At 68.5% G+C, this 6,000-nt stretch carries 9 protein-coding genes; all 9 read left to right on the forward strand.

What is annotated here, in order from left to right:
* Nucleotides 1-21: 21 nt before the first annotated feature.
* Nucleotides 22-915 carry an MBL fold metallo-hydrolase gene (locus ACFXJ8_RS41775; RefSeq protein ID WP_379650775.1) on the forward strand — a complete coding sequence of 298 codons (894 nt, stop codon included), beginning with the start codon at nt 22-24 and terminating at the stop codon, nt 913-915.
* A gap of 189 nt (nt 916-1,104) precedes the next feature.
* Nucleotides 1,105-1,335, forward strand: coding sequence for an ATP-binding protein (locus tag ACFXJ8_RS41780; protein WP_379650793.1), 231 nt, complete (start codon nt 1,105-1,107; stop codon nt 1,333-1,335).
* A gap of 67 nt (nt 1,336-1,402) precedes the next feature.
* Nucleotides 1,403-1,717 carry a calcium-binding protein gene (locus ACFXJ8_RS41785; protein ID WP_379650777.1) on the forward strand — a complete coding sequence of 105 codons (315 nt, stop codon included), beginning with the start codon at nt 1,403-1,405 and terminating at the stop codon, nt 1,715-1,717.
* Between the two features lie 4 nt (nt 1,718-1,721).
* Complete coding sequence (locus tag ACFXJ8_RS41790) at nt 1,722-2,885, forward strand: hypothetical protein (RefSeq protein ID WP_379650779.1); 1,164 nt, start codon at nt 1,722-1,724, stop codon at nt 2,883-2,885.
* A gap of 144 nt (nt 2,886-3,029) precedes the next feature.
* A complete protein-coding gene (locus ACFXJ8_RS41795; RefSeq protein WP_379650781.1) occupies nt 3,030-3,191 on the forward strand; it encodes a hypothetical protein in 162 nt (53 codons plus the stop codon).
* Nucleotides 3,188-3,355, forward strand: coding sequence for a hypothetical protein (locus tag ACFXJ8_RS41800; RefSeq protein WP_379650783.1), 168 nt, complete (start codon nt 3,188-3,190; stop codon nt 3,353-3,355). The genes ACFXJ8_RS41795 and ACFXJ8_RS41800 overlap by 4 nt, the downstream gene beginning before the upstream one ends.
* A 253-nt stretch (nt 3,356-3,608) precedes the next feature.
* Complete coding sequence (locus ACFXJ8_RS41805; RefSeq protein WP_379650785.1) at nt 3,609-4,016, forward strand: hypothetical protein; 408 nt, start codon at nt 3,609-3,611, stop codon at nt 4,014-4,016.
* 46 nt (nt 4,017-4,062) lie between these two features.
* Entirely contained in the window at nt 4,063-4,539 is a 477-nt protein-coding gene (locus ACFXJ8_RS41810; protein WP_379650787.1) for a CocE/NonD family hydrolase C-terminal non-catalytic domain-containing protein, read from the forward strand.
* A 146-nt stretch (nt 4,540-4,685) separates the two neighbouring features.
* On the forward strand, nt 4,686-5,924 hold the full coding sequence (locus ACFXJ8_RS41815) for a serine hydrolase domain-containing protein (RefSeq protein WP_379650789.1): 1,239 nt from the start codon (nt 4,686-4,688) through the stop codon (nt 5,922-5,924).
* The last annotated feature ends 76 nt before the right edge of the window (nt 5,925-6,000 follow it).

Consider the following 6,000-nt stretch of genomic DNA (forward strand, 5'->3'; position numbering starts at 1 on the left):
CGGCAGCGGCAGGGTCGGAGCATGTCTTTCGAACCCCTCATCCACGAGCCGATCGTCGAGATCACCCAGGTTCGCGAACTTGCCCGCGACCTGGTGGTGATCCCGAACCGCGGGGTAGGGCTCGTGCCCAACGTCGGCGTCATCGGTGGCGACCACTCCGTGCTGGTCGTCGAGACAGGCATGGGCCCGCGCAACGGCGAGACGGTGCTCGCCTTCGCAACCGAGTACGCCAAGGGCCGCAAGCTCTACCTGACCACGACGCACTTCCACCCCGAGCACGCGTTCGGCGCGCAGGCCTTCGCGGGCGAGGCGACCTACCTCGTCAACGGCGCGCAGGCAGCGGACCTGGCCGGCAAGGGGCCGGGCTATCTCGAGATGTTCCGCGGTCTCGGCGCGCCGATCGCGCGGCAGTTGGAAGACGTCGAGCTGGTCGCGCCGGACGTGGTCTACGACGGCGCGTACGAGCTCGACCTGGGCGGCCGGGTCGTGCAGCTGCGTGCCACGGGACGCGCCCATAGCAAGGGCGACCAGGTGGTGACCGTACCCGACGCGGGCGTGCTGTTCACCGGTGACCTGGTTGACGCTGGGCAATTCTCGATCTTCCCGTGGTTCCCGCCGTACGACACCGACGTCTCGGGGTTGCGCTGGATCGAGGTGATGCGCAGTCTGGTCGCGGGCGACCCGAACGTGGTGGTGCCCGGCCACGGCGACGTCTCCGGCCCGCAGTTGCTGATCGATGTCCGTGACTATCTCGAGCTGCTGCGCGATGAGACCTGGGTACGGCGCGACTCGGCCATGTCTGAGGAGACGATCGTCGCGGAGGTCAAGGCGCTGATGATCGAGCGGCATCCGGAATGGGCCGGCCAGGAGTGGATCGAAAAGGGTGTTGGGTGCTTCTGCGCAGAGCACCCCTGACGCGCCGGGAGCGCTCGGTCGCCGGGTACGGCGTGGCGAAAGCCTCTGTGTCTGCGGCCCATCAGGCACTGGCAAGAGCCACTTCACCGAGGCCCTCGGCCAAGCCGCCGTCGAGACTGGGCTGACCGTCGCCTGTTCGCCATCGAGGACCTGGGCGCCCTGGTTCGTCGGCATCGCGTCGACGGCTCCCTGGCCCGCGCGATGACCGGGCTCATCCGCAGCGACCTCATCATGGTCGACGACATCGGGCTGCTGACGGTCTCCCAGGACGCCGCTGAGGGCTTCGTCCGCCTGGTCGATGCTGCTTACGAGCGCCGAGCGATGACGGTTGGCTCCAACCTGCACCCCTCCGGCTTCGACGAGATCAAGCCCAAGACGCTGGCCACCGCGACCGTCGACATCACCCCTGCACAGCCCTGACGGTCAACGAATCCCCCTTGTCCGAAGATGATCACAGGGGTCCTCGGCAGGAGTATCGTGTGCTGTTGTGACTCGCCGCCCCCCTGACGATCACCTGGACGAGCTGATCGAGCAGGCGATCGTGGACGCCTACACCGACGATGAGCAGCTTTCCGGCTTCCATGTGATGATCGACGAAAACCTCGGGGTGCCGTTCGAGACGACCGTGCTCGGACTTCGGGTCACCGTCACTGCCATCGACTTCCATGCAGAAAGCGGCATTGTGGCGATCTGCCGCCACGACCGGCACCGGCAGGCGATCGGCATCCTGGATCTGCCGCTGCCCGACCCACGCCCGGCCGGCGCCGAGTGGATCGACGCGTACCGCCGCTGGGCCGGGTGAGATCGTGAGCGAGTACCAGTACTACGAGTTCCTGGCCATCGACCGGCCGCTCACCGACCGGCAGCAGGCCGAGGTCCGCGCCCTGTCCACCCGGGCCACGATCACCGCCACCAGCTTCGCCAACGAGTACCACTGGGGCGACTTCCGCGGCGACCCGCACCACATGATGGAGCACTACTACGACGCCCACCTGTACCTGGCCAACTGGGGAACTCACCAGGTCATGCTCAGGCTTCCCCAGGCCGTGCTGGATCACGCACTGGCCGAGCGCTACTGCGCAGGCGACCAGGTCATCGCCCGGCCCAGCGGCGAACACATCATCCTCACCTTCACCAGCGAGGCGGAAGAGGAGTCCTGGGAAGACGACGTCGAACGCTCCCTGTCGGCGATCGTCGGCATCCGCGCCGAACTGGCCGCCGGCGACCTGCGGCCCCTCTATCTGGCCTGGCTGTCGGCCTACGGAACGTGGGAGCGTGACGAGGACGCCTTCGACTACGCCGAAGAGGACGAGCCGGAACCACCTATCCCGCCGGGACTGGGCTCGCTCAGTGCCTCCCAGCGTGCCCTGGCCGACTTCCTGCGCCTGGACGACGACCTGCTCGCGGCCGCCGCCGAGGCCAGCCCGCCGGCGCAAGCCGTACAACATGATCGGGCTGCTCTGGCCGCCTGGATCAGCGGCCTACCCGCCGAGCGTAAGGACGCGCTGCTGCTGCGGGTGGTCGAGGACAACTCCGCGCGGGTCCGCTGGGAACTGCTGCGCGAGTTCGGCGGCAACACCGCCTCTCAGGTGGAGACGGGGCGGACGGTCGCCGAGCTGCTGGATGCCGCCGCCGCTCGCCGCCACGCCCGTGAGCAGCAGGAGGCAGCTCGGCGCGCCGAAGAGCTGGCACGCCGGGAAGAGGAGCGAAGGCGGACCCGGGAGCTCCATCTGAACCTGCTCGCCCAGGATCTCGAAGCGGCGTGGGCACGGGTGGAGGCATTCATCGACACCAAGAAGCCACGCGAGTACGACCAGGCCGTCGATCTCCTCCGCGACCTGCAGGCCTTGGCCATCCGCGACGACCACGCCGGCACCTTCACCCAACGCTTCACCCGCCTTCGGGAACGGCACCAGAGCAAGCCCAGCCTGATCAAGCGATTCACCAAAGCCGGCCTCATCCCGGAGTGACCAGAAATCCCGGCCTTGAACATCAGCGATGCGAGTCGGGCTTCCCCTGAGACGGCTGCTGCAAGCGTAGTTGATGTTGTCAGAAGGACCGCTTCGTAGCTGCGGCGCGGGTCTGGGCACCAAGCTCGGCAACCGGTCCTCGGCATGATCGTGATGGCCGCCGGGTTCGCCCTGCTTACCTTCACCTCCTCCGACAGCTTCGTCGTGCTGGCGATCGCGCAGGTCGTGCTGGGCACCGGTAGCGGCCTGGCGGGCCCTCGGCGATCGCCGCGGAGGAGGCCCACCGGTCGGTCGGCGCCGCCGTGACCGACCCCTCCCTGGCCGAAGCCGCACGCCAGGCCTACGACGCGGCCATGTCCTCGGCCTTCCTCGGCGCCGCCGTACTGGCTCTGCTCCTGCTGCGCCGCCGCAGGGCAGGCTCGCATGCTGCCGGCGAGCCCCAGACCCTCGTCAACGCCTGGGCCTTGTGATCGACAGTGGGGTGCTGACGGTGGCACCCCGCCCTCTGAGACGGCCCGCGAGATCACCGGAGCCCTCGACCCAGCTGACCAGCCATCGCGCTCGCCGTCGACCATGCGGTCTCGTGTCAGCAGCCGTGTCAGGTCCGCAACGACCCGATATCAGAGCGGTTGGCGATGGTGGACCCATGAACGGTTCAGCGATCGCGACCACGATCCGCCCGTTCAACCGAATGTCGTCACAGCCTTGAAGGAGCACACCACCATGTCCATCACCCTCACCGACCAGGACAAGTCCACCCTGCGCACCGCCGCGTACGGCGCCGTCTCGCTGATGTCCGCCGCCGGTGCCGCCGGCTCGGCCCACAAGGTCGCCACCCACGGCTCCATCGCCCTGGCCTCCGCGACCGGCCTGGTCGGGCACGTGCTCGCCGCAAAGAGCAAGGACATCAACCTGTACGGCAAGTCGGTGGCCGAACTGGCCGACCAGGTGCTGCCGGCCCTGACGGCAGCCATGAGCCTGCTCAAGCAGCAGGATCCGGCAGAGGCCGACAACTTCCGCAGCACCGTCATCGTCGCCATCGAAGCAGCCGCCCGCACCCACCAGGGCGAGCCCAGCCCCACCATGGCCGAGATGGCCCGCAAGATCACCGCAGCCCTCGACGCCGCTTGATGCGACGTCTTGGTACGAAGAGCCCAGAAGGGGGGCAACGCCGTCGGTGAGCCTGCGCCTCACGCTGGACAAGCCGACCGCCAATCTGGGCGTCGTCGACTACGGCCAGGACACCCGTATCCACGGCGTCGACCCCGATCTGGGGCAAGGTCTCAAGCTCATCGACGGCAAGGACTGCGTCGGCCAGAGCACGGCCGACGACGACGGCTGCTACCGCAGGGCCGCCGACAACTCGGTGACCTCCGGCTTCCAGGTGGTCACCCGAGGAATCATGGACGCGCAGAACCACAAGTCGCTGACCAATCCGACTCCGCTGACGCCGGGCAAGCCGTACCAGATCACCTGGTCGATGCTGCCGCAGGACTACGAGTTCAAGGCCGGGCACCGGCTGGGCCTGGTACTGACCGGAACCAACGACGACCTCACCGACGCCGAAACCGGCACCGAGACCAAGGTCACCGTCGACCTGGCCGGCACTTCGGTCTCGCTGCCGCTGGTCACCGGTACGCACAGCGGCAGATAGCTCGATCGATCGTCGCTTACGGTCACGGCCGACGTGGTCGCGACCGTAGGCATGACATCTCGGGCGGCAGCCGCCCCCCCATCCCCATGGATCCCGAGTTGCTCGGCGAGCTTTTCGCCTGAGCGCGGCACCAGAGACGAGGAACAATGAAAACCCAACCCCCACTGGCGTTCACGGCGACCAAGGTCTTCCGGCGAGTGACGGTCACGGCGCTGGCGGCAGCGCTGCTGGCCGGGGCGGCCACACCCGCGGCGGCCACCGCGGACGGCAGGCCCGTGCCGACGGCCGCTGCCGAGAAGGACCGCCCGGAGCTGCAGAAGGCCATCCAGGCGTTCGTCGATGCCGGTTTCGCCGGGGTGCAGGTGCGCGTGCACGATCAGCGGGGCGAGTGGGTCGGCAGCGCCGGGGTGCGCAAGCTCGGCCAGAGCGCGAAGCCGCCGACGAACGGGCGGTTCTGGACGGGCAGCGTCATCAAGCCCTTCACCGCGACCCTGGTGTTGCAGCTGGTGGCCGAGGGCAAGATCGGGCTGGACGCCCCGGTGGCCGGCTACCTGCCCCGGCTCGGCCTGGACGAGCGGATCACCGTGCGGATGCTGCTGCAGCACACCAGCGGGGTGTTCAACTACACCGGCGAATACTACGAGGACGGGACGGTCGTGCCGGGCATCCCCGCCACCGGTGACGCGTGGCTGGACAACCGGTTCAAGCCCTACCGGCCGCAGGAGCTGGTACGGCTGGCGCTGTCCAAGCCGGCGCGGTTCGAGCCGGGCACGGACCAGAACTACGCCAACACCAACTACACGCTGGCCCTGCTGCTGATCGAGAAGGTCACCGGCCGCTCCTACGCCGAGGAACTGCAGCGGCGGATCCTGCGCCCCCTCGGGATGCGGGACACCGTGGTGGCGGGCAGCCGGACGCAGCTGCCCGGGCCGCACGCCCACGGCTACTACCGCTACCAGGACGCCGGCCAGTGGAAGGTGGTCGACGTCTCCCGCCAGAACCTCTCCCTGCTGGCCGGCGCCGGTGACCTGATCTCGACCACCCAGGACCTGCACACGTTCATCTCGGCGCTGAACGGCGGCAAGCTCCTGCCGGCCGAGCTGCTGGCCGAGATGCGCAAGCCGTACGGCAAGCTCGGCTACGGCCTCGGGCTGTTCGCGCAGGACCTGGGCCCGAACTGCGGCACGGTCTACCAGCACAACGGCGCTCCCCCGCACGGCTACGGAGCGCTGATGTACAGCTCGCCCGACGGCAAGACGACCCTGACCGCCTCGGTGAACTATGTGGACGACGCGGCAAGGTCCCTGGCACAGAAGTTCCCGAAGCCGTTGGACAGGCTCGTCAAGCAGGTGTTCTGCGGCGGGTCGGCCGAGCCGGCTCAGTAGACGGGCTGGCCACCCCGGCCTGGGCCTTAGCCTCCTGCGTTCCCTGTCACATCGCTGGAACGACGCGTAGGCAAAG

The sequence above is a fragment of the Nonomuraea sp. NPDC059194 genome (assembly GCF_042754765.1).
Taxonomy (GTDB): Bacteria; Actinomycetota; Actinomycetes; order Streptosporangiales; family Streptosporangiaceae; genus Nonomuraea.